Source organism: Brevundimonas sp. G8 (assembly GCF_902506205.1).
In the GTDB taxonomy this organism is placed as follows: Bacteria; Pseudomonadota; Alphaproteobacteria; order Caulobacterales; family Caulobacteraceae; genus Brevundimonas.
In genome coordinates this window covers 2,136,762-2,156,245 of the sequence record NZ_LR732816.1, presented here as the reverse complement: position 1 = coordinate 2,156,245, position 19,484 = coordinate 2,136,762, and the positions used below count along the sequence as shown (strand labels likewise).

At 66.0% G+C, this 19,484-nt stretch carries 20 protein-coding genes; 8 read left to right on the top strand and 12 right to left on the bottom strand.

The annotated features are described in order from the left end of the window. Positions 1-19: 19 nt before the first annotated feature. The 5 genes from CHRYSEO8AT_RS10470 to CHRYSEO8AT_RS10450 all read right to left on the bottom strand — a co-directional run bounded on the left by CHRYSEO8AT_RS10470 (position 20) and on the right by CHRYSEO8AT_RS10450 (position 3,706). On the bottom strand, positions 20-1,291 hold the full coding sequence (locus CHRYSEO8AT_RS10470) for a NupC/NupG family nucleoside CNT transporter (protein WP_159849783.1): 1,272 nt from the start codon (positions 1,289-1,291) through the stop codon (positions 20-22). An 87-nt stretch (positions 1,292-1,378) separates the two neighbouring features. Further along, the gene (locus CHRYSEO8AT_RS10465; protein WP_159849782.1) at positions 1,379-1,807 is read right to left on the bottom strand and encodes a DoxX family protein; all 429 of its coding nucleotides are present in this window, start codon (positions 1,805-1,807) and stop codon (positions 1,379-1,381) included. After that, on the bottom strand, positions 1,804-2,568 hold the full coding sequence (locus tag CHRYSEO8AT_RS10460) for a DNA-binding domain-containing protein (RefSeq protein WP_159849781.1): 765 nt from the start codon (positions 2,566-2,568) through the stop codon (positions 1,804-1,806). The genes CHRYSEO8AT_RS10465 and CHRYSEO8AT_RS10460 overlap by 4 nt, the downstream gene beginning before the upstream one ends. Continuing rightward, positions 2,565-3,413, bottom strand: a complete 849-nt coding sequence (locus tag CHRYSEO8AT_RS10455) for a DUF692 domain-containing protein (protein WP_159849780.1) — start codon at positions 3,411-3,413, stop codon at positions 2,565-2,567. Before CHRYSEO8AT_RS10455 ends, CHRYSEO8AT_RS10460 begins: the two co-directional genes overlap by 4 nt. Continuing rightward, a complete protein-coding gene (locus CHRYSEO8AT_RS10450; RefSeq protein WP_159849779.1) occupies positions 3,413-3,706 on the bottom strand; it encodes a DUF2282 domain-containing protein in 294 nt (97 codons plus the stop codon). Before CHRYSEO8AT_RS10450 ends, CHRYSEO8AT_RS10455 begins: the two co-directional genes overlap by 1 nt. A gap of 153 nt (positions 3,707-3,859) precedes the next feature. Here CHRYSEO8AT_RS10450 and CHRYSEO8AT_RS10445 point away from each other — a divergent pair, with 153 nt between their 5' ends. Continuing rightward, complete coding sequence (locus CHRYSEO8AT_RS10445; protein ID WP_159849777.1) at positions 3,860-4,402, top strand: sigma-70 family RNA polymerase sigma factor; 543 nt, start codon at positions 3,860-3,862, stop codon at positions 4,400-4,402. Continuing rightward, positions 4,392-5,027, top strand: a complete 636-nt coding sequence (locus CHRYSEO8AT_RS10440; protein ID WP_159849775.1) for an NrsF family protein — start codon at positions 4,392-4,394, stop codon at positions 5,025-5,027. Before CHRYSEO8AT_RS10445 ends, CHRYSEO8AT_RS10440 begins: the two co-directional genes overlap by 11 nt. A 4-nt stretch (positions 5,028-5,031) precedes the next feature. Here the strand turns inward: CHRYSEO8AT_RS10440 and CHRYSEO8AT_RS10435 are convergent, their stop codons facing one another. After that, positions 5,032-5,910: a branched-chain amino acid aminotransferase gene (locus tag CHRYSEO8AT_RS10435; protein ID WP_159849773.1), complete on the bottom strand. Its 879-nt coding sequence runs from the start codon at positions 5,908-5,910 to the stop codon at positions 5,032-5,034. Between the two features lie 88 nt (positions 5,911-5,998). Here CHRYSEO8AT_RS10435 and CHRYSEO8AT_RS10430 point away from each other — a divergent pair, with 88 nt between their 5' ends. The 3 genes from CHRYSEO8AT_RS10430 to CHRYSEO8AT_RS10420 all read left to right on the top strand — a co-directional run bounded on the left by CHRYSEO8AT_RS10430 (position 5,999) and on the right by CHRYSEO8AT_RS10420 (position 8,665). After that, a complete protein-coding gene (locus CHRYSEO8AT_RS10430; protein ID WP_370514252.1) occupies positions 5,999-6,730 on the top strand; it encodes a response regulator in 732 nt (243 codons plus the stop codon). 4 nt (positions 6,731-6,734) lie between these two features. Continuing rightward, positions 6,735-8,102 carry a HAMP domain-containing sensor histidine kinase gene (locus CHRYSEO8AT_RS10425; RefSeq protein WP_159849768.1) on the top strand — a complete coding sequence of 456 codons (1,368 nt, stop codon included), beginning with the start codon at positions 6,735-6,737 and terminating at the stop codon, positions 8,100-8,102. Between the two features lie 86 nt (positions 8,103-8,188). After that, complete coding sequence (locus CHRYSEO8AT_RS10420; RefSeq protein WP_201304407.1) at positions 8,189-8,665, top strand: hypothetical protein; 477 nt, start codon at positions 8,189-8,191, stop codon at positions 8,663-8,665. Here the strand turns inward: CHRYSEO8AT_RS10420 and CHRYSEO8AT_RS10415 are convergent. The 3 genes from CHRYSEO8AT_RS10415 to CHRYSEO8AT_RS10405 all read right to left on the bottom strand — a co-directional run bounded on the left by CHRYSEO8AT_RS10415 (position 8,662) and on the right by CHRYSEO8AT_RS10405 (position 10,335). After that, positions 8,662-9,450, bottom strand: coding sequence for a pyrroline-5-carboxylate reductase (locus CHRYSEO8AT_RS10415; RefSeq protein ID WP_236547505.1), 789 nt, complete (start codon positions 9,448-9,450; stop codon positions 8,662-8,664). The two genes, CHRYSEO8AT_RS10420 and CHRYSEO8AT_RS10415, sit on opposite strands and share 4 nt — an antisense overlap. 17 nt (positions 9,451-9,467) lie before the next feature. Then, positions 9,468-9,971: a YbjN domain-containing protein gene (locus tag CHRYSEO8AT_RS10410; protein ID WP_087119719.1), complete on the bottom strand. Its 504-nt coding sequence runs from the start codon at positions 9,969-9,971 to the stop codon at positions 9,468-9,470. Positions 9,972-10,047: 76 nt separating this feature from the next. After that, positions 10,048-10,335 carry an accessory factor UbiK family protein gene (locus CHRYSEO8AT_RS10405; protein ID WP_159849762.1) on the bottom strand — a complete coding sequence of 96 codons (288 nt, stop codon included), beginning with the start codon at positions 10,333-10,335 and terminating at the stop codon, positions 10,048-10,050. A 174-nt stretch (positions 10,336-10,509) separates the two neighbouring features. Between CHRYSEO8AT_RS10405 and lgt the strand changes: the two genes are divergently transcribed. The 3 genes from lgt to pgeF are packed head-to-tail and all read left to right on the top strand — an operon-like array spanning position 10,510 to position 13,251. Beyond that, the gene (gene lgt / locus CHRYSEO8AT_RS10400) at positions 10,510-11,385 is read left to right on the top strand and encodes a prolipoprotein diacylglyceryl transferase (protein ID WP_159849760.1); all 876 of its coding nucleotides are present in this window, start codon (positions 10,510-10,512) and stop codon (positions 11,383-11,385) included. After that, positions 11,382-12,467 carry a class I SAM-dependent methyltransferase gene (locus CHRYSEO8AT_RS10395; protein WP_159849758.1) on the top strand — a complete coding sequence of 362 codons (1,086 nt, stop codon included), beginning with the start codon at positions 11,382-11,384 and terminating at the stop codon, positions 12,465-12,467. The genes lgt and CHRYSEO8AT_RS10395 overlap by 4 nt, the downstream gene beginning before the upstream one ends. Before the next feature lie 13 nt (positions 12,468-12,480). Next, complete coding sequence (gene pgeF / locus CHRYSEO8AT_RS10390) at positions 12,481-13,251, top strand: peptidoglycan editing factor PgeF (RefSeq protein WP_159849756.1); 771 nt, start codon at positions 12,481-12,483, stop codon at positions 13,249-13,251. Here the strand turns inward: pgeF and lpxC are convergent. The 3 genes from lpxC to CHRYSEO8AT_RS10375 all read right to left on the bottom strand — a co-directional run bounded on the left by lpxC (position 13,248) and on the right by CHRYSEO8AT_RS10375 (position 19,308). Continuing rightward, positions 13,248-14,147 carry a UDP-3-O-acyl-N-acetylglucosamine deacetylase gene (gene lpxC, locus CHRYSEO8AT_RS10385; protein ID WP_159849754.1) on the bottom strand — a complete coding sequence of 300 codons (900 nt, stop codon included), beginning with the start codon at positions 14,145-14,147 and terminating at the stop codon, positions 13,248-13,250. The genes pgeF and lpxC overlap by 4 nt on opposite strands. A 186-nt stretch (positions 14,148-14,333) precedes the next feature. Next, a complete protein-coding gene (gene ftsZ, locus CHRYSEO8AT_RS10380) occupies positions 14,334-15,923 on the bottom strand; it encodes a cell division protein FtsZ (protein WP_159849753.1) in 1,590 nt (529 codons plus the stop codon). Positions 15,924-16,155: 232 nt separating this feature from the next. Beyond that, complete coding sequence (locus tag CHRYSEO8AT_RS10375) at positions 16,156-19,308, bottom strand: TonB-dependent receptor domain-containing protein (RefSeq protein ID WP_159849752.1); 3,153 nt, start codon at positions 19,306-19,308, stop codon at positions 16,156-16,158. Positions 19,309-19,484: the final 176 nt, after the last annotated feature.

Below are 19,484 nucleotides of genomic sequence, written 5' to 3'. Positions count from 1 at the left end.
CCGCCAAAGCCGTGTTCGATCAGCCGAACACGACCGCCGGCATGACCCCGACGATGGCCGCGCTCATGGCCGTGGCCATGAAGCCGGCGAACAGCGCTTTCCAGATCAGGCCCAGCACTTCTTCGCGCCGTTCGGGCATCAGCACCGACAGGCCGGTCACGGTGATGCCGACAGAACCGATGTTGGCGAAACCGCACAGGGCGTAGGTCATCAGCATCCGGGTGCGCTCGCTCATGGCGTCGGCGGGGATCTTGCCCAGGTCGATGAAGGCCACGAACTCGGTCAGGGCCAGTTTGACGCCGAGCAGCCAGCCCGCCTGCCCCGCCTCGCGCGCATCGACGCCGATCAGCCAGGCCAGGGGCGTCAGCAGGACCCCCAAGATACGCTCGACCGTCAGCGGCTCGCCGAAGACGATGAAGCCGCCCAGCATGACGTTGACCAGGGCCACCAGGGCCACGAAGACGATCAGCACCGCCGAGATGTTCAGCACCACCATCAGGCCGTCCGACGTGCCTTTGGAAATGGCGTCGATGGCGCTGTCGTATTTCAGGGCCGAGTCGTAGCTGATCGACTGGGCGGCTTCCTTATTGGGTTCCGGGACCATGATCCGGGCCAGCAGCACGCCCGCCGGGGCAGAGACGATGGAGGCCACCAGCACGTGGCCGGCGGCGTTGGGCAGGGTCTGCGACAGGATGCTGGCGTAGGCGACCATGGTCGAACCGGCCACCGTCGCCAGGCCCACGGTCATCATCAGGAAGATCTCGGACCGGCTCAACTTGTCCAGATAGGCCTTGATGACGATCGGGCTTTCGATGGTGCCCAAAAAGATGTTGGCCGCGACCGCCAGGGCAGAGGCGCCGCCCAGGCCCATGGTGCGCTGGAACAGCAGGCCAAAGCCGCGGATCAGCCACTTCAGGATTTTCCAGTGCCACAGCAGGGCCGACAGGGCCGAAATCACCATGATCAACGGCAGGACGTTGAAGGCGAAGGTGAACAGGGCCCCTTCGTTCTGGACCGCATAGGGCTGATCCCCGCCGCCCAGATAGCCGAACACGAACCGCGTCCCCTGCGACGTCGCCACAGCCAGGCCGTCGATGGCGCCCGTCACGGCCGTTAGGACGGCGCGCGATCCCGGAATGGCGAACAGGGCCAGGACCAGACCGGCCTGAACCAGCACGGCGCCGATCGCCAGCTTCCATGGAAACACACGACGGTTCTCGGAGAACGCCCAGCAGATGGCGACGATGACGACCAGGCCGAACAGGCTCTGGAGGTTCAGCAGACTGAACATGAAAGACGATCCCCGTATCCGGCGGGTCCGCCGGTCTCACCCCGCTTCAAGGACAAAGTGACGCGGCTGGCAAGAGGCCCGGGTGGATCAGTCGATCTTCAGCAACCGATCCAGGCTGATGGCGCCTGGCCCCCGCGAGATCAAATAGGCCAGCGGGCCGGCCCAGAGCAGGTGCGTCGGCCAGCCGCCCGGCTCGATGAACACCTGGATCACCAGGGTCATGAACAGCAAGGCCGCCGCCGCCGGGCGGGTCACCAGACCCAGCACGATCAGAATCGGGAACAGGTGCTCGGAATAGGTCGCCATATGGGCCGCCACGTCGGGCGACAGCAGGGGCACGCGATATTCCTCAGCGAACAGATACTGGGTCGAGGGCGTGATGGTCAGCAGCCCCTCGACCTTGGTCCGGCCCGACAGGAAAAAGGGCGCGGCGATCCCGAGGCGCAACAGCAGGGCCAGCCCCGCCTCCGGCACGGCGGCGGTGATCCTCTGGTGGATTTGGGCGACGGGGTTCATGGTCGGACCTTGGTGCTCGGGGTTGAATCGAAGACGCCGCGCGCCAGCAGGCCGGCGAACAGGGCGGGAAGATCGGTATCGGGCCGGGCGTCCTTGGCCGCCGCTGCAGCGACGCCGAACGGCCGCCCCTTGCGGCAGGCGTCCAGGAAGGCCCATTCGGCCCGCGTCACCCGATCCGCCTCGACCACCCTGCCCGGCCGGCGAACCAGCAAGCCCTCAGGCTCGGCGCGCCAATCGAGCGGAACCTCAGTCTGGGGATATCGGTGCGCCAGCCACAGCGATGGGGCGGTCCAATCGAACCAGAACAGCCGAACCGAAGGATGCAGCCGTCCTGTCATCCCGGCCAGCCCAAGTCCCAGGGCGCCGGCCTGTCGCGCATCCAGCGGCGCGGCGTCCTCGGCCAGATGCGCCTCGGTCCAGGCCCTATCCAGCCGCGCGCAGGGGGCCAGATAGGCCATGTCCCGCGCCGGCTCGAACCGCGCCAGCCAATCGGGGAAGTTCGCCCCGTAGTCCGCCATAACCGGCGCGTCGCCGGGCTGTTGTTCTACGAAGTCGCGGGCGGCTGCGCGGAACCATTCCTCGCCGACCATCTGCAACACGGTCGGATAGTTGGCCTCCAGGGCGTCGATTCGTCCCTTGAGCGCGGTGTTGCGATAGACGGCCAGGGCGCCCAGCGTCCGGTCGCCCGGCTCCAGGTGGGGCCACAAGGCGTCGCAATCCCCGCTCAGGGCCGCATCGAAGGCAGCGTGAAAGGCGGTCATGACAGGATCTCCACGGCGGCCAGCGCCTGGGCGGCGCGCGCCTGTTCGGCCAGCAGCACCGAGAATTCGGGAATGTCGCCGTCACGCTCGACCAGGGTCGGCCGGGCGCCGATGCGTGACACCAATCGGTCGTGCAGCGCCCAGACGGCCTCGGACACCGGGGCGTCATGGCTGTCGATCAACAGGGCCTCGCCCCAAACCGGATCTGGGCGATGGCCCGCCAGATGGATTTCACCGACCAACTCGCCCGGCACGGCGTCCAGCCAGGCCTCGGCCAAAAAACCCATGTTGGAGGCGCTGACATGGACATTGTTCACGTCGATCAGCAGGCCGCAGCCTGTGCGGCGAGCGATCTCGACCAGGAAATCCACCTCGTCCCAGTCATGATCGGCCAGGGCCAGATAGGCGGATGGGTTCTCGATCAACAAGGGCCGTCCCAGGGCGCGCTGCGCCTCGTCCACATGGTCGCACACCAGGGTCAGCATCTCGCGGCTGCGCGGCACGGGCAGAAGATCGGGGTGATAGACCCCGCCGCGTCGCGACCAGGCCAGATGCTCGGACACCACGAAGGGTTCGAACCGGTCTATAAGGGCGCGGAAGCGGGCCAGATGTTCGACATCAGGCCTTTCGTCGCCGGCCAGGGACAGTCCCACCCCGTGCAGCGACAGCGGCCGCGCAGCGCGCACCGTCTCCAGCCACGACAGGCGAGGACCGCCTGCGACCATGTAGTTCTCGGGATGAACCTCGAACCACAGGCCGCTCTGGGCTCCGACCGCCGGACAGGCCGCGGCCTCCGAATAGTGCTGGGGCTTCAGACCCAGTCCAGCGGTCGGAAACGGGGACATCAGCGGTTCGGGATCGCGGTCAGCGAACCATTGCCCTTGGGCGTCTGGATCGAGGCGCAGGTGCCCTTGGCGACCAGCTTCCAGGAGTTGCCCTGATAGTCGCGAACCGACGTGGCTGCGCAGGTCGTGCCGGGACCGGCGGCGCAATCGTTCTGACCGGCCTTGGCCACGCCGTAGCATTTTTCCATCGCGTTCTCTTGTTGCGCGGTAGGACGGTTTTGCGCGGCGGCGGCGTTTGCGCCGAGAGCCAGCAAGGCGCCTGCGCCGATCATCATCTTGAGAGGGGTGTTCATGGGATCGTTTCCTGTGTGAGGGTCAATCCGTGGCGGATCGGCCTGACAGGAAAGGGTTCGATGTCGATGCGGCGAAGGTTACCGAAAATATTTCGACCGATTTTCACGCCGACCCTGTAACCTCCGTCCTGTCCGGCGCGAATGGGGAACTGCGTGGTCGACAAGGAAGCCGAGCTCAAACGTCTGATGTTGCGGGGCCTCGATGGAGATCCCGTGGCCTGGCGCGCCCTTCTGTCCGAAATGCGCGGCGCTCTGACGCCCTTTTTCAAACGTCGCCTGATCGGCCATGAAGCCGATGCGGAGGATCTTGTGCAGGACTGCCTGATCGCCATTCACGCCAAGCGCGCGACCTATGATCGGTCGCTGCCGTTTACGGCCTGGGCCTATGCGATCGCCCGCTACAAGCTGATCGACCACTTCCGTCGCCAGGGTCGCCGCCACGATGTGCCGCTGGAGGAGGCGTCGGTTCTGCTGGCCGAGCATACCGTCGAAGACGGCGTGGTCCGGCGCGATCTGAAGAAGGTTCTGTCCATCCTGCCGCTGCGCCAGCGCCGCCTGGTCGAAGACGTCCGCATCGGCGGCTTCAGCCTGGCCGAGGCCGCCGCGCGCAACGGCTTCACCGAGGGCGCGGCCAAGGTCAGCGTCCACCGTTCCATGAAGACGCTGGTCGCCAGCGTGGACTCCCATGAAGACTGACGACCTCATCGACGCCCTGGCTGCGGGTCTTGAGCCGGCCAAGCCCGCTCGACCCAACCCCGCCCTGCTGGCGGTGTCCGGCCTTGCAGCCGTCACGGCGGTGATCCTGCTGCTGGGCGTGCGCCCCGACCTGGGTCAGGCGCTTCAGGCCGCAACGCCGTGGTTGAAGGCGATCTACACGGCGGCGCTCACTGGAACCGCGATCTGGTTGGCGACGCGCCTGGGCCGACCCGGCGTCGATCCGCGCCCGGCAGCCGTCGCCTTGATGTCTATCGTCGGCGTCGTGGTTCTGTGGGGCGGGATCGAAATGAGCCTGACGCCGCCCGACCAACGCCTGGCGAGTTGGCTGGGCCAGACCTGGACCATCTGCGGGCGCAACATTCTGCTGGTCTCGGCCTTCGCCGCGCCGCTGGTCTTCCTGTCCGTGCGCAAGCTTGCGCCGACACGTCCTGCGGCGGCCGGACTGGCCCTGGGCGTGACGGCGGGCGGTATCGCCGCCACAGCCTACGGCCTGCTGCATTGCGGAGAAGCCACCGCCGCCTTCGTCGCCACTTGGTATACGCTGGGCGTCGCGACGGCGGGCCTGATCGGCGCCGCCGTCGGCCGCTTCGCCCTGCGTTGGTAGAGCCTTAGAGCTGGCCGCGCACCAGCTTGCCGTAGTGGTCCATCAGGTCCAGCGACAAGACGCCGGGGGTGAAGCGGTATTCGCCGACCTCAGCGACCGGGGTCACTTCGACGGCCGTGCCGGTCAGGAAGCATTCCGAGAAGTCAGACAGTTCTTCCGGCTTGATGTCGCGCACCACGACCTCAATGCCCTTCTCGCGGGCGATCTCGATCACCGTCTGGCGCGTGATGCCGTCCAGGATGTGCTCGACGTCCGGCGTGTGGATGACACCGTCCTTGACGAAGAAGACGTTGGCGCCGGTCGCCTCGGCGACATAGCCGCGCCAGTCCAGCATCAGGGCGTCGGCGAAACCGTTACGCTCGGCCGTGTTCTTGGACATGGTGCAGATCATGTACAGACCTGCCGCCTTGGCCGTCGTCGGCGCCGTCGCCGGATCGGGACGACGCCACTTGGACCATTCCAGACGCAGGCCGCGCGCCTTGACTTCGGGGTCGAAATAGCTGGGCCAGTCCCACACAGCGATGGCCAGGTGGACCTTGTTGTTCAGGGCCGAAACGCTGGTCTGTTCAGGGCCGAGGTAGGCGACGGGACGCACGTAGCAATCCGTCAGGCCGTTCTTGGCGCAGGTTTCCTTACACAAGGCGTCGATTTCAGCGACGCTGTAGGGTATCTCGAAGTCGAGCAGGTTGGCGGACCGCTTCAGGCGCTCCGAATGTTGCGTCAGCTTGAAGATTTCGCCGGCGTACATACGCTCACCCTCGAAGACCGACGAGCCATAGTGCAGGGCATGGGTCAGAACGTGCGTTTTCGCTTCCCTCCAAGGGACGAAATCGCCATTCACCCAGATCCAGCCGTCACGATCGTCGAAAGGAACGAAGGCCATTGAAATACGTCTCCCGCGAAATTGACGGTGTTAGAGCCTCACGAATCGCTCAGGTCAACGCCCGCAGCGGGGGAAACGTCGCATGAGCATGACGGAATCGCGCTCGCACGGCCGTTCGGGCCCCATTGCCGGCCCCGGCGTGGGCCGTCATCTGCTGATCGTCGACGACGATGATCGCATCCGTGAGCTGTTGAAGGAGTTCCTGGCGCGCGAAGGCTACCGGGTCACCGGCGCCGCCCACGCGGCCGCCGCCAAGCGGATGATGGAGCTTATCGAGTTCGATCTGGTCGTGCTGGACGTCATGATGCCGGGCGAAAGCGGCTTGGACCTGACCAGCTGGGTTCGCGGCAAGGCCGAACTGTCCAAGACGCCGGTGCTGCTGCTGACCGCGCGCGGCGATCCCGAGGATCGGATCGAGGGCCTGTCGCGCGGCGCCGACGACTATATGTCCAAGCCGTTCGAGCCGCGCGAGCTGGTCCTGCGCATCGACGCCATCCTGCGCCGCACCGGCGGCAAGCCGATCGGTCCCAAGGAGATCAAGCTGGGAACCGCCGTCTTCGACATGGAACGTCTGGAGCTGATCCGAGACGGGGCGCCCCAGCGCCTGACCGAGGCCGAGGCGCAACTGCTCAAAACTTTGGCGCTGCACGCCCATGCGCCGGTCGAGCGGATGAGCCTGTCGCCCGACACCGCCGACATCACCGGCCGCGCCGTAGACGTTCAAGTAACGCGCCTGCGCCGCAAACTGGAAGTCGACCCCAAGAACCCGCGCTATCTCCAGACGGTGCGCGGCGTCGGCTATATGCTGGCGCCCGACTGATCCGATGCGGCTGCTGCCCGCCTATCTGTGGCCGCGATTCCTGAAGCGGCGCCTACCGACCTCGCTGTGGGGCCGGTCGCTGCTGATCATCGTCCTGCCGGTGCTGGTAATGCAGATGGCGGTGACTTGGGTCTTCTTCGACGCCCACTGGCAGACCGTCACCGCCCGCCTGTCCGAGGGCCTGGCCGGCGACGTCGCCTGGGCTGTGGAAAGCTATGAGGATGATCCCAGCCCGGCGAACCTGGAAAAGCTGGCCAATCGCGCCGAACGGTCCATGTCACTGTCCATCGTGCTTCAGGAAGGCCGCACCCTGCCGACGGAGGAGCGGCGCGGCCCCATCGGCGTGGTGGACCGCGTGCTGGACCGTGCGCTGGACGCCCGTGTGGACCGCCCCTACTGGTTCGACACCACCCGCTACCCCGCCTATGTCGACATCCAGGTGCAGGAGCCGCAGGGCGTCTTGCGCATCATTGCCCCGCGCGAGCGAGCCGTGGCGACCCAGGCCCACATCTTCGTCCTGTGGCTGGCGGTCGCGACCGTCCTCTTGATGGGCGTCGCCATCCTGTTCATCCGTAATCAGGTCCGCGCAATCGAGCGGCTGGCCGATGCGGCCGAGGCCTTCGGGCGCGGCGAAACCGTGCCCCGGTTCAAGCCGCATGGCGCGCGCGAGGTGCGTGCCGCCGCCGTCGCCTTCATGGCCATGCGCGACCGCATCCAGCGCCACATCGACCAGCGCACCGCCCTGCTCGCCTCGGTCAGCCACGACCTGCGCACGCCCCTGACCCGTCTGCGTCTCGAACTGGCCCTGGCCCCTCCGTTCAAGCGCCAGGCCGCCATGCGCGGCGATCTGGACGAGATGGAGCATATGATCGACGAATATCTCGACTTCGCACGCGGCGAGGCGGGCGAACCGCCCAAGTCGATCTCGATCTCCGACCTGCTCAAGGCGGCAGGCGAAGACGCCCGGCGCGCCGGCGCCGAGGTTCAGGTTTTGGTGCCCGAGGGCATGACGGCGTCCGTGCGCCCGCTGGCCTTCAAGCGTGCGCTGGTGAACTTAGCCGGCAACGCCGCCTCCCACGGCGAACATGTGCGCCTGTCGGGCCGCGCCCTGGCGTCCGGCGGACTGGAGATCATCGTCGAGGACGACGGGCCAGGCATCCCCGAGGCCATGTATGACGAGGCCTTCCGCCCCTTCTCGCGCCTGGACGATTCCCGAAACCAGAACCGCAAGGGCGTGGGCCTGGGCCTGGCCATCGCGCGCGACGTGGCGCGCGGTCACGGCGGCGACGTCACCCTGGACCGCAGCGACCTGGGCGGGCTGAAGGCCACCATCCGCGTGCCGGGAACCGTCACGGTCGCCGAGACCGCCTGAGGCATTTCAGCTTTCGCCGATTGGGGTCTGGCGAAACGGCGCCGCAAGGCTCATCTTGGTTCCGACAGGGCTTGGAGATGAATTCGATGCGTAGACTTGCCTTCTTTGCACCCCTGGCCGCGACCCTCGCAGCCGCCGCCATGGCCCAGGCGCAAGCCCCGACCGTGAACGTCACGGTCGGCCCGGAACTTCAGCGTCAGGTCGAAAAGCTCGGCGACCGCGAGGTCAACGAACAGATCGCCGGGCTTCAGGCCGAGGTCGGCAAGGCGTTGGAGCAACGCTACCCCGGCGCCACGGCCAATCTGATTCTGGTCGATCTGAAGCCGAACCGCCCGACCTGGGAGCAGGTGCGCCAGACGCCGGGCCTCGACCCCATCAACAGCATCTCGATCGGCGGCGCCGCAATCAAGGGCGAGATCGTCACGGCGGACGGCCAGACCCTACCGGTGAACTATTCCTACTTCTCGCCCAACATCGCGGATGTCTGGGGCTACAGCGTCTGGCGCGACGCCGACCGCGCGTTCGAGCGCTTCGGAAATCAGATCGAGCGCGGGCGCTTCTAACCCATCTCGCGGTTGCGCTTCACAGCCGCCGCGACCGTCTCGTCCAGCATCGCCTTCAAGCGGCCGTCCTTCGCCATGGCGTCAAGCCCGGCGCGGGTCGAGCCGCCGGGCGAGGCGATCCGGCCGATCAGGGCCTCCAGCCCATCGTCGCCCATCGCATCCGCTGCGGACCTGAGCGTCGCGCGCGCCAGCACATCCGCTGTCGCCCCATCCAGACCCGCCGCCTCCCCGGCCCGCGCCAAGGCCTCGGTGAAGGCGTAGAAATAGGCCGCGCCCGATCCGGCCACCGCCGTCGCCGCATCCATCAGGGCCTCGTCGGCCAGAACCACGGTCTCGGCCATCGGCTCGAACAGTGCGCGCCCGATATCCTCAGCCCGCGCATCTGCCGACCAGACCGAGGCGACTCCGCGTCCACGCGACACGCCGGTCGTCGGCATCACCCGCACGATGGGCCAGCCGCCGATCCCTTCCGCCAGCGTCGGCGCGGTCACGCCCGCCATCACCGACAGGATGACGGCCCGGTCGTTCAGGAACGGCGCCAGCGGGGCCATCACCTCGCGCCACAGGGCCGGCTTGACCGCCAGCACGATGACGCCGGCCTCGGTCAGCGTCTCCAGCGGCGGATTGATCCGTGCGCCCTGCGCCCGCGCCGCCTCGGCGGCCGGCTTTTCCGACGGGCTGAGGATGATCAGGTCGGACGCCGCCACCGTCCCGGTCAGCAGCCAGCCTTCCAGAATGGCGGACCCCAGTCGGCCGCAGCCAACCAGGACGACAGGGCCCGACACGGAAGCCGCGCTTGGCATCAGGCAGTGCCGACGGTCTCGAACAGGCAGGCGTCGATGGCCTCCTGCGGCTTCTTGTTCCCGCGCACCATGAAGTCGAAGGCGGGGTAGTAACGATCCGAGGCCTCGATGGCGGCGTCGATCATGGACGCAGCCTGTGCCAGGGTCGGGCGCTCGCCCATGGGCAGGGCCAGCGAGTGACGGAAGACGATCTCGCCGTCCTCGGCCCAGACTTCGAAATGGCCCATCCAGGTGCGCTGGTTGATCAGGCCGACCAACTCATAGGCGGCGGTCTTGCGGCTCTTGGCCACCTTCAGGTCCAGCGCGCAGCACAACTGAAGGCAATCACCCTCGGGCCGCCAGGCGAACCACAGCTCGTAATCCTTCCAGTCGCCGGCCAAAGCAAAGGCCAGGTCGCCGTCATCGGTGCGGTCGAACGGAAGATTCTCGGCCGTAAGAACATGCTCGACGACCTCAAGCGGGTCGAAGGGCACGTCCATCTCCTCTGGCCGGGCGATATCCATCAATTGTCTCGATTCGAGCTGCGTCCGCGAGAATCGCGGGCGTTAACAGAACGGTAAGCCTGTTCGCAGATTCGGCTCAACCGGCTGCGTCCCCGGGTTGAGTTCCATCTGTGGACGTTCCCTTCGCAGGCTTTGCGGCCGGCTTTTTCGCGGCCTTCAGCTCTGCGATCTCGGCCCGCAGAGCGGCGATCTCGTCCTTCAGCACATCGAATTCGTCGCGGCGGACCAGGTCCATCTCGGCGGCGATCCGGTCGGCCTGCCCGCGCCAGGCGGTCTTGGCCTCTTCGCCGGCGGCCTGAGCCAGGCCCATGGCACCGGTCGTCAGCTTGGCGAACTCGTCCAGGATGGGATTGCGGGTCTGCATGGCGGCTCCGACCTCAACGTCGTTAACGAAGGTTCACCGACTATGGTGAACGAAACCTTTCTTTCTGCTGCTTCGCGGACGCCATCAAGGCGTTGTTATTCGTCTTCACAGGCGACGGACGCTGCGACGCTTGCTAAACCGCCTCTCAGAGACTGCCCTTCACAGGAACGCCCCTTGCCCTTTCCCGAATTCGATCCGGTTCTGATCCACCTCGGACCGCTTCCGATCCGCTGGTACGCCCTGGCCTATGTCGCCGGCATCGTTCTGGGCTGGTGGTATGCCGCGCGCCTGGCCAAGACCCAGCGGCTGTGGGCGCCGGGCAAGCCGCCGGTCACCACGACGCAACTGGACGACCTGGTGCTGTGGATCGTGCTGGGCATCATCCTGGGCGGCCGTCTCGGCTACGCCCTCTTCTACAAGCCGGTCATGTACGGCCAGCTATTTACCGGCCAGACGCTGGGCGAACGGTTCGAACTGTTCCAGCTCTGGACCGGCGGCATGAGCTTCCACGGCGGCTTCCTGGGCGTGGTCGTGGCCATCGTCCTCTATGCCCGGTCTCAGAAGATCGACATGCTGCGCCTCGGCGACCTCGTCGCGCCCGTGGTGCCCATCGGCCTGATGTTCGGCCGGCTGGCCAACTTCATCAATGGCGAGCTGTGGGGCCGCGAGACGACCGTCCCCTGGGCCGTGCGTTTCTGCAACGCCCGCATCGAACAGATGTACGGCTTCTGCCCCGCCGGCGACGCGCCCCGTCACCCCAGCCAGCTCTATGAGGCGGGGCTGGAAGGGATCGTCCTGTTCTCCATCCTGTCCATTGCGATCTGGAAGTTCGACCTGCTCAGGAAGCCCGGCTACATCACCGGCCTGTTCCTGGTCGGCTACGGCGTGTGCCGCGCCGCGCTGGAGAATGTGCGCGAGCCTGACTTCGGCATGCCCGACTTCCCCCTGGGTCTGACCATGGGGATGATGCTGTCGATCCCGATGGTCCTGGTCGGCGCCTGGCTGATCTGGCGCGCGTGGAAGCGTCCGCCGGCTGCCGCCGAGGCATGAGCGAGGCGCAAACCCTCAAGACCCGTCTGGCGCGAGAGATCGCCCTGACGGGTCCGATGACGGTCGCTGACTACGTCACCCGCTGCCTGCACGATCCCAAGGGCGGCTACTATGCGTCGCGACCCGATCTGGGCGCGCGCGGCGACTTCATCACCGCCCCCCTGGTCAGCCAGATGTTCGGCGAACTGATCGGCCTGTGGGAGGTTGAGACCTGGAACCGGCTGGGCGCCCCCGAGCGGTTCCGCCTGGTCGAGGTCGGCCCGGGCGACGGCACATTGATGACCGACGCCCTGCGTGCCGCCCGCCTGGTTCCCGGCTTTCTCGAAGCCTGCGACCTGATCCTGATCGAACCCAGCGCGCCCTTGCGCGATCTTCAGGCCAAGGCCCTGGCCGGCGCCGACCTGTCGCCGCGCTGGGTGCGCGACCTGACCCGGATCGAGACCGACGCCCCCGTCATCCTGATCGCCAACGAGGTGCTGGACTGCATGCCCGCGCGCCAGTTCGTCCGCGCCGATGGCGGCTGGGCCGAGCGCCGCATCGGCGTCACCGACGACGGCGACCTGATCTTCGGCTTGACCGCGATCTCCGGCGGCTTCCACAAGCCGGACTTCGATATCGCGCCGGGCGGCATCCTGGAAATCTCGGAGCAGCAGGCCCTCTTCGGCCGCGACCTCGGCCTGCTGATGAAGGCCGCCTCGGGCGCCGCCCTGCTGATCGACTACGGCCGCGCCCGGCCCGAGGCCGGCGACACCCTCCAGGCCCTGCGCCGTCACCAAAAGGTCGATCCCCTCTCGACACCGGGCGAGGCCGACCTGACCCAGTGGGCCGACTTCCCCCTGATCATGGAGGCCGCCGTCCGCACCGGCGCCGACGTCACCGGCTGCCTGCCCCAGGGCGAGTTCCTGCGCCTGCTGGGCATCCAGGCCCGCGCCGAGGCCCTGACGACCAGCCGACCCACAGCCGCCGCCGTCATCGCGCGCCAGCTCGACCGCTTGACCGGCGACGATCAGATGGGACGCCTGTTCAAGGCCGCCGCGATCTTTGCGCCCCGATCCCTGGTCGTGCCCGGCTGGGACGCCTGATATAGGTGGGGGTATGAGCGATCTGGCCCCCATCACCCATCCGCTTCTCACCGCCGCGGGCATCGCCCACGGCTTCTTCACCCGCGCGGATGGGGTCTCGACCGGCCTCTACGAAGGCCTGAACGCCGGCGTCGGCTCAAAGGACGATCCCGCCGCCGTCGCCGAGAACCGCCGCCGCGTCGCCGCCCATTTCAATGCCGACGCCGACCATCTGAACGGCTGCTACCAGATCCATTCCGCCGTCGCCCGCGTGGCGGAAGGCCCCTGGCGTGGCGACCGGCCCGAGGGCGACGCCGTCGTCTCGGCCGAGCCCGGCCTGTTGTGTTCCGTGCTCACCGCCGACTGCGCGCCGGTTTTGCTGGCAGATCCCGAGACCCGCATCGTCGCCGCTGTCCATGCTGGCTGGAAGGGCGCCTTGCGCGGCGTAATCCATTCCGCCGTCGCCGCCATGCAGGCCCTGGGCGCCGATCCCAGCCGCACCCTGGCCGTCGTCGGCCCGTGCATCGCCCCCGCCAGCTACGAGGTCGGGGTCGATTTCGAGGACCGCTTCACCCACCACGATCCCGGCAGCGACCGCTTCTTCCACCCCGGCGAGACCGACGACAAACGCCAGTTCGACCTGCCCGGCTTCGTCCTGTGGCGGCTCCAGCAAGCCAGCGTCGGCCAGGCCGTCTGGACCGGCCACGACACCTGCGCGGATGCGGAACGGTTCTTTTCCAACCGCCGGGCGTTCCAGCACGGCGAACCGGATTTCGGGCGGTTGATTTCGGTGATCGGGGTTTAGCCCGCTCGCGCCAGCTCCGGCACGCGCGTCACTTCGCGCCACGCATGTGGCGCAGCCAGCAGCGCCCGCACCAGACGGTTGTTCAGCGCGTGGCCCGCCTTGTAGCCCTCGTAGCGGCCCAGCAGGGGCGCGCCCAGGACATACAGGTCGCCGATGGCGTCCAGCGCCTTGTGACGCACGAATTCGCGTTCCATGCGCAGGCCGCCGGGGTTCAGGATTTCGTCGCCATCAATCACCACGGCGTTCTCCAGCGAGCCGCCGCGCGCCAGGCCCGCCTGACGCAGGGCCTCGACCTCATGGGCGAAGCCGAAGGTGCGGCAGGCCATGATTTCCTTGCGGAACGTCGGCTCGTCCACGACGAAGTCGATGATCTGGTTGCCGATCACGGCTGACGGGAAGTCGATCTCGAAGCGCATCTCGTAACGGTCGCACGGCAGCAGGGCCGCGTGCTTGTCGCCTTCGGTGACGTGTACCGTCTCCAGGATCTCGATATAGCGTTGCGGCGTCGGCTGCGGACGGAAACCGGCCCGATCCAGCAGTTGCACAAACTCCAGCGCCGACCCGTCCAGGATCGGCAGCTCCGGTCCGTCCACCTCGATCACGGCGTTCGACACGCCCAGCGCGGCGAAGGCGGCCATCAGATGCTCGATGGTCGACAGGCGAACGCCCGCGCCGTTCTCGATCATCGTGTTCAGGCGGGCGTCCACGACGGCCTCGCCCGACACCGGGATGCGGTTGTCGCGGTCGGTAATGTCGGTGCGCACGAAGACAATGCCCGTGCCCGAAGGCGCAGGCCGAACCGCCAGCCGCACGCGGCGGCCGGTATGCACCCCGACGCCGGCGATGATGGCCGGGGCGACGATGGTGTGTTCGTGATGGTCGTTTCTGACCGACAAACTCAAACTCGCTCTTGGTTCTGCGCGCCGCACCCTGTGCGGATTACGCCCTAGGTTTCATGTAGCGGGCATGCCGCAACTGCGAAATCAAAGTCCGGTTTCGGATTGTTTCGGTCTGGGACATATCCTGAAACGAAGAACGCCCCGGAGCCGGGCTCCGGGGCGTTCCATCGTCACTTGGGTTGTCTAGTTGGCAAGACGGCGGAGAAAGGATGGGATTTCCAGGTCGTCATCGGCCTGTCCCGCCTCCGGTTCCGATTGCTGCGCCGGTTGGACCGACCCACGCGCTTGATGCGTGGGCTGGGGTGCATAGGAGGCCTCGTGTTGAGGCTGGGTGCGCTTGCCGCGACCGAACAGGCTCCAGCCGCTGCGGCGGTGATCGCGGTCGTCATAACCGTCGTCGGCTTGGGGCTGCGCGACAGGCGCGGCGCGTTCACGTTCGGCGTACAGGTCGCCCTGCGGCGCAACGCGCGGCGCCGGGGCGCGGGTCTCATATTCCTCGACCCACGGATCGACGATGGGGTCCAGGGCGCGCGGCTGCTGTTCCGCGACCCGGATCACCGGCTCGGGGCGCAGTTCCGGCTCGCGAGCGGCAGGGGCCTGAAAGGTCGGCACGACCGGCGCCGCCTCGATGCGGGGTTCGGGCGCACGCGGGGCTTCCGCACGGACCGGCTCGCGGTAATTGTCGCGCGTCGGTTCCGGCGCGCGCGGCTGGGTGCCGTACAGGCCGCCGGCCGAACGGCGGGCGTCATGACCGGCCAGCGGCGCGCTGGCAGCCGGTGGGGCAATGGGCTCGATGCGCTTGATCTCGCCCTCGTCCATGCCGGTGGCGACGACAGAGACGCGGATCTTGCCGTCCAGGGCCGGATCAAAGGCCGCGCCGAAGATGATGTTGGCGTCGCCGTCCACTTCTGCGCTGATGGCGTTGGCGGCCTCGTCGACTTCAAGCAAGGTCATGTCAAGACCGCCGGTGATGTTCACCAGTACGGCCTTGGCGCCCTTCAGCGAAGTCTCGTCCAGCAGCGGGTTGGCGATGGCGTTCTGGGCGGCCAGCAGGGCGCGGTCGTCGCCCGAGGCCTCGCCCGTGCCCATCATCGCCTTGCCCATCTCGGACATGACGGCGCGCACGTCGGCGAAGTCCAGGTTGATCAGGCCGGGTAGGATCATCAGGTCGGTGATCGAACGCACGCCCGAGTGCAGCACCTGGTCTGCCATGCCGAAGGCGTCGGCGAAGGTGGTGCGTTCGTTGGCGACGCGGAACAGGTTCTGGTTCGGAATGACGATCAGGGTGTCGACATAGCGCTGTAGCTCGGCGACGCCCGCGTCGGCCAGGCGCATGCGGTGACGCCCTTCGAAGGTGAAGGGCTTGGTCACGACGCCGACGGTCAGGATGCCGCGATCGCGCGCGCATTTGGCGATGACGGGGGCCGCGCCGGTGCCGGTGCCGCCGCCCATGCCGCAGGTGATGAAGACCATATGCGCACCTTCCAGGTGCTGATGGATTTCGTCGGCGGATTCCTCGGCGGCGTTCATGCCGACTTCGGGATGGGCGCCCGCGCCCAGGCCCTGGGTGATCGTCTCGCCCAGTTGGATGCGACGATCCGTCTTGGCGAAGCTGAGGTGCTGCGCGTCGGTGTTGGCCACGACGAACTCGACCCCCTCGAGGCCGGCGTCGATCATGTTGTTCACGGCGTTGCCGCCGGCGCCGCCGACGCCGAACACGACGATGCGGGGCTTCAGTTCAGTGTGTTGCGGCTTGACCAATGAGAGCGACATTTCTTTTTCCGACCTGCTGACCCGCCCCTTCAAACCAACCGACCGCCCCGCCGAATCGCTTTGGTTATGAGCGCGTTAAGGATTGCGCCCATGAAGGTTAAGAGAAGGTTACGGCGATAATGTGAGTCGGGCGAAAGAACACCACAAACCAAAAGCTTGACCGCAGATTCTGCCGCACAACGCAAAAGGGCGGTCCGTTTGGACCGCCCTTTCCGTCGTTATGGTTCGGACTTTAGTATTTGACGGTGACCGAAGCGAAGAAGCGACGACCGAACAGGTCAAACTGATCCTGGAGACCCGCCTGGATCGACGGCTCTGCGTCGAAGATGTTGTTTACCCCGCCGCGCACAGTCGCCTTGTCGCTCACGTCCAGGGAGAACGACAGGTCGTTCTGGTAGAAGTTGCCGGTCGTGAAATACCCGGTTTCGCGGTTATCCAGGTTAGCCAGGATTTGGCGACGATCGACAATGATGGTCGCCATCTGCACGTCGGTGCTCCAGGTCACGGCCAGCGGCCCCTTCGACCAGGTTGCACTGGTGCGGAAGCGAACGCGCGGGTTGTTCGCAGCCTTATCCAGGTTCGTCGCGATCGACGGATCCGTCGGGTTAGTGAAGTCTTGGCGACGGATCAGATAGTTGCCCGAGACGCCCAGATCGATCTTGCCGTAATCAGACCCGAAGAGGTCCGACGTTTCGAAGCCATACCGTCCCTGGAAATCGATGCCGCGAGCGCGCAGACCGGCGAAGTTGAACGGCCCTTCCAGGAAGTCGCTGATTTCATATTCCTGCGGATCGCCGGCAGGACGACGCGTGAAGTTCGAACAGGCCGAGGTGTTCAGAGCCGCCTCGTCGGTGCACAGGTTCAGCAAGGTTTGAGCGCTGAGCGTGGCGATCGCATTGTCGATATCGATCGAATAGTAGTCCGCCGTGAAGCTGAAACCGGGCGCGAAGCGCGGCGTCAGGATCGCCGAGATCGTGTAGCTGAGCGAGGTTTCGGCCTGCAGGTTGGGGTTGCCGCCGCTCTTGCCCTCGTTGGACGAGGTCGGGTTCGGATCGACGTAGGTCGTCGGAATACCCAACAGGGCGCAGTTCGTGATGCGGTTCTGACGGATACGCGCATCCGCCGTCGAATTAATGATCGCCGAAGAACAGTTGTCAGTCAGATTCGGGAAGGTGTCGAAGGCGGACGAGAACAGTTCGCCCAGATTCGGTGCGCGAACCGCTTCGCCGTAAGTGCCACGGAAGGCGATGTCTTGGATCGGACGCCAGAAGGCCTGCACGCTATAGGTGTCTGCCGTGCCGATGGTGGAGTAGTTCGAGGTCCGATAGGCGCCCGAAATCTCGAGGCGTTCGGCGAAGGGAACATCGCGAAGCAGCGGGATGCGAACTTCGGCGAAAGCTTCGCTGACATCATAGCTGATTTCAGGACGGTCATCACCGGTATTGCCAAAGATGACCCGATTGCCGAACTGCGTCAGATCCTGGCTGGTCGACTCCTTGCGATATTCGCCACCGATGGCGAAACCGATCGGGCCGGCGCCCCAGAAGTCCCACAGGCTGCCCGAGGCGAACGCTCGAACGTCCTGTTGTTCGTTGATGTCGACGGTGGTCAGCGAGGTCAGGATGTAATCGCGAGCAGCGATCTGGCCGCCTTGACCGAAGATGTTCTGCGGCACGCAGCCCGCGATGGTGGGATCGTTCGCGGCAAAGATCGAACCATCGTTCTGGCTTTCGATGCCGATGCCGCGAGCGGCCAGCAGTTGAACGCGGCAGACGATTGCGTTCGCGCCCTTGCCCGTCTCGTTCAGCGTGTCGCGGACCGCATCGGCTGCATACAGGAAGCGCTCGACATCAATGGTTTCCGGCTCGACAGTTGTCGATTCGACCTTGCCGTAGGTGTAGCCGATCTCCCAGTTGATATCCTTCACGAAGGCGAACTGATCGATGTCGCCACGGAAGCCACCGACGAAGCGGGTCAACTCACGTTCGGCGACCGTCGGGCGGAAGCCAAGGTCATAGCTGAACATGCGGAACTGGGCCCGCGGATCGGCGACCGTACCCGTTTGGACGCCCGCAGAGTTGTAGACAGCGCGAGTGTTGGCCACGATGGCGGCCCGAACGGACGGATCGAGATACGCGTTATCCAGACCGATCTCGCCCGCAAGGATGGTGCCTAATAGCGAGGCCTGCTCGGTCGCGCCGAACTGGCGAATGCCCAGGTCGATAAAGTGCGGCTGGAAGACGTCGGTGTTGGTTTCGCTGACGTATTTGACTTCACCGAAAGCCTTGATGTTGCTGGTGACATCAAGATTTGCGCCGACCTGGAAGCGCTTGTTTTCCTGCTCGGGAAGACGGTTGATCTCCTGGAACACCAAAGAGTCGCCCGATCCACCGATGGTGGTGGTGCGGTTGACGGCCCCAACGGTGCGTCCCGAGCCGAAGTCGGCCAGATAGGCGCTTCCGTCGGCGCGGAACTGGTACGCCAGACCCGGATTCGACGAGAAGCAGATGCCCGACGAGAAGGCTTGTGGGTTCTGAGCAGCGGAGCAGTTGCCGAATGGGATGTCCGGGTCGGACGCAGGGCTGGGACGAACGCCGTTCGCCAGCGAAAGGATGCCGCCGATCGGGCGACCCAGCGTACGCAGGTTGCTGAGGGGGACGATGTCGTAGATGCCGTCATTCGGCGCGCCGGCCGGATCGACATCGACGGTCGACAGACGGGTGTTTGAGGTCAGCCAGTCGATATCCAGATCGTTGTCGTTTATCCGGTCGGACGTCTGATACTCCGCGAACCCGTAGAGGTTCAGGCGATCATCGAACAAATTCACGCCGCCAATGACCGAGGCGCGCTTGTTGAACTCTGACGTTCCCTGAGCCAACTGCCCGACAGCGCCTTCGAATTCGAGACCCTCGAAATCGGTGCGCATGACGAAGTTCACCACGCCCGACACGGCGTCCGCACCATAAAGCGCGGATGCGCCACCGGTGATGATCTCGACGCGTTCGATCAGCGGGGTGGGAATGGTGTCGACATCGACAGCCGAGGAGCCTTGCGGTCCACCGACGTGGCGGCGGCCATCGACCAGAACCAGGGTGCGGTCGCTACCCAGGTTACGAAGGTTGAGCAGGGACAGACCGCCGACGCCGATGAAGCCGCCGGTCGTATCTTCCGGCGTCTGGCTGTTCTGCAGCGCCGGAATGTCGGCGAGGAAGTCGATGATGTTGCCTTGGCCGGAAGCGAGGATTTCTTCACGGGTCGCTTGCTGCAGCGGCGTCGGCGCAGTGGTCGGGTCGCGACGGATCAGCGAACCCGTGACGACGATCTCGCCGACCTCAGTAGCTTCGGGCGATTGCGTCTGCGCCAACACCGGAGCCGAGATCGCCATGACCCCCGCCAAAACTGTTGTACCAAAAAGATGCTTGCGCTTGATCATGTGCCTATGAGCCCCACTGCAAAAATCAGAATCGCGGACAGTTCGGTCCGCTGTGGGATCATTGCTACGAGACCGGATGGCGTCGAACAAGGTTTCACCCTCTTTTTAGACACAATCCAAACTTGGAT

What these genes read in the sequence shown, in the direction of transcription:
- CHRYSEO8AT_RS10410 (WP_087119719.1), bottom strand. Translation starts at nt 9,971, where the DNA reads ATGGATATCGCCCGGCCAGAGGAGATGGACGTGCCCTTCGACCCGCTT.
- CHRYSEO8AT_RS10440 (WP_159849775.1), top strand. Translation starts at nt 4,392, where the DNA reads ATGAAGACTGACGACCTCATCGACGCCCTGGCTGCGGGTCTTGAGCCG.
- CHRYSEO8AT_RS10420 (WP_201304407.1), top strand. Translation starts at nt 8,189, where the DNA reads ATGCGTAGACTTGCCTTCTTTGCACCCCTGGCCGCGACCCTCGCAGCC.
- CHRYSEO8AT_RS10435 (WP_159849773.1), bottom strand. Translation starts at nt 5,910, where the DNA reads ATGGCCTTCGTTCCTTTCGACGATCGTGACGGCTGGATCTGGGTGAAT.
- CHRYSEO8AT_RS10395 (WP_159849758.1), top strand. Translation starts at nt 11,382, where the DNA reads ATGAGCGAGGCGCAAACCCTCAAGACCCGTCTGGCGCGAGAGATCGCC.
- CHRYSEO8AT_RS10375 (WP_159849752.1), bottom strand. Translation starts at nt 19,308, where the DNA reads ATGGCGATCTCGGCTCCGGTGTTGGCGCAGACGCAATCGCCCGAAGCT.
- ftsZ (WP_159849753.1), bottom strand. Translation starts at nt 15,923, where the DNA reads ATGTCGCTCTCATTGGTCAAGCCGCAACACACTGAACTGAAGCCCCGC.
- CHRYSEO8AT_RS10460 (WP_159849781.1), bottom strand. Translation starts at nt 2,568, where the DNA reads ATGACCGCCTTTCACGCTGCCTTCGATGCGGCCCTGAGCGGGGATTGC.
- CHRYSEO8AT_RS10470 (WP_159849783.1), bottom strand. Translation starts at nt 1,291, where the DNA reads ATGTTCAGTCTGCTGAACCTCCAGAGCCTGTTCGGCCTGGTCGTCATC.
- CHRYSEO8AT_RS10430 (WP_370514252.1), top strand. Translation starts at nt 5,999, where the DNA reads ATGACGGAATCGCGCTCGCACGGCCGTTCGGGCCCCATTGCCGGCCCC.
- CHRYSEO8AT_RS10425 (WP_159849768.1), top strand. Translation starts at nt 6,735, where the DNA reads ATGCGGCTGCTGCCCGCCTATCTGTGGCCGCGATTCCTGAAGCGGCGC.
- pgeF (WP_159849756.1), top strand. Translation starts at nt 12,481, where the DNA reads ATGAGCGATCTGGCCCCCATCACCCATCCGCTTCTCACCGCCGCGGGC.
- CHRYSEO8AT_RS10465 (WP_159849782.1), bottom strand. Translation starts at nt 1,807, where the DNA reads ATGAACCCCGTCGCCCAAATCCACCAGAGGATCACCGCCGCCGTGCCG.
- CHRYSEO8AT_RS10405 (WP_159849762.1), bottom strand. Translation starts at nt 10,335, where the DNA reads ATGCAGACCCGCAATCCCATCCTGGACGAGTTCGCCAAGCTGACGACC.
- CHRYSEO8AT_RS10450 (WP_159849779.1), bottom strand. Translation starts at nt 3,706, where the DNA reads ATGAACACCCCTCTCAAGATGATGATCGGCGCAGGCGCCTTGCTGGCT.
- CHRYSEO8AT_RS10455 (WP_159849780.1), bottom strand. Translation starts at nt 3,413, where the DNA reads ATGTCCCCGTTTCCGACCGCTGGACTGGGTCTGAAGCCCCAGCACTAT.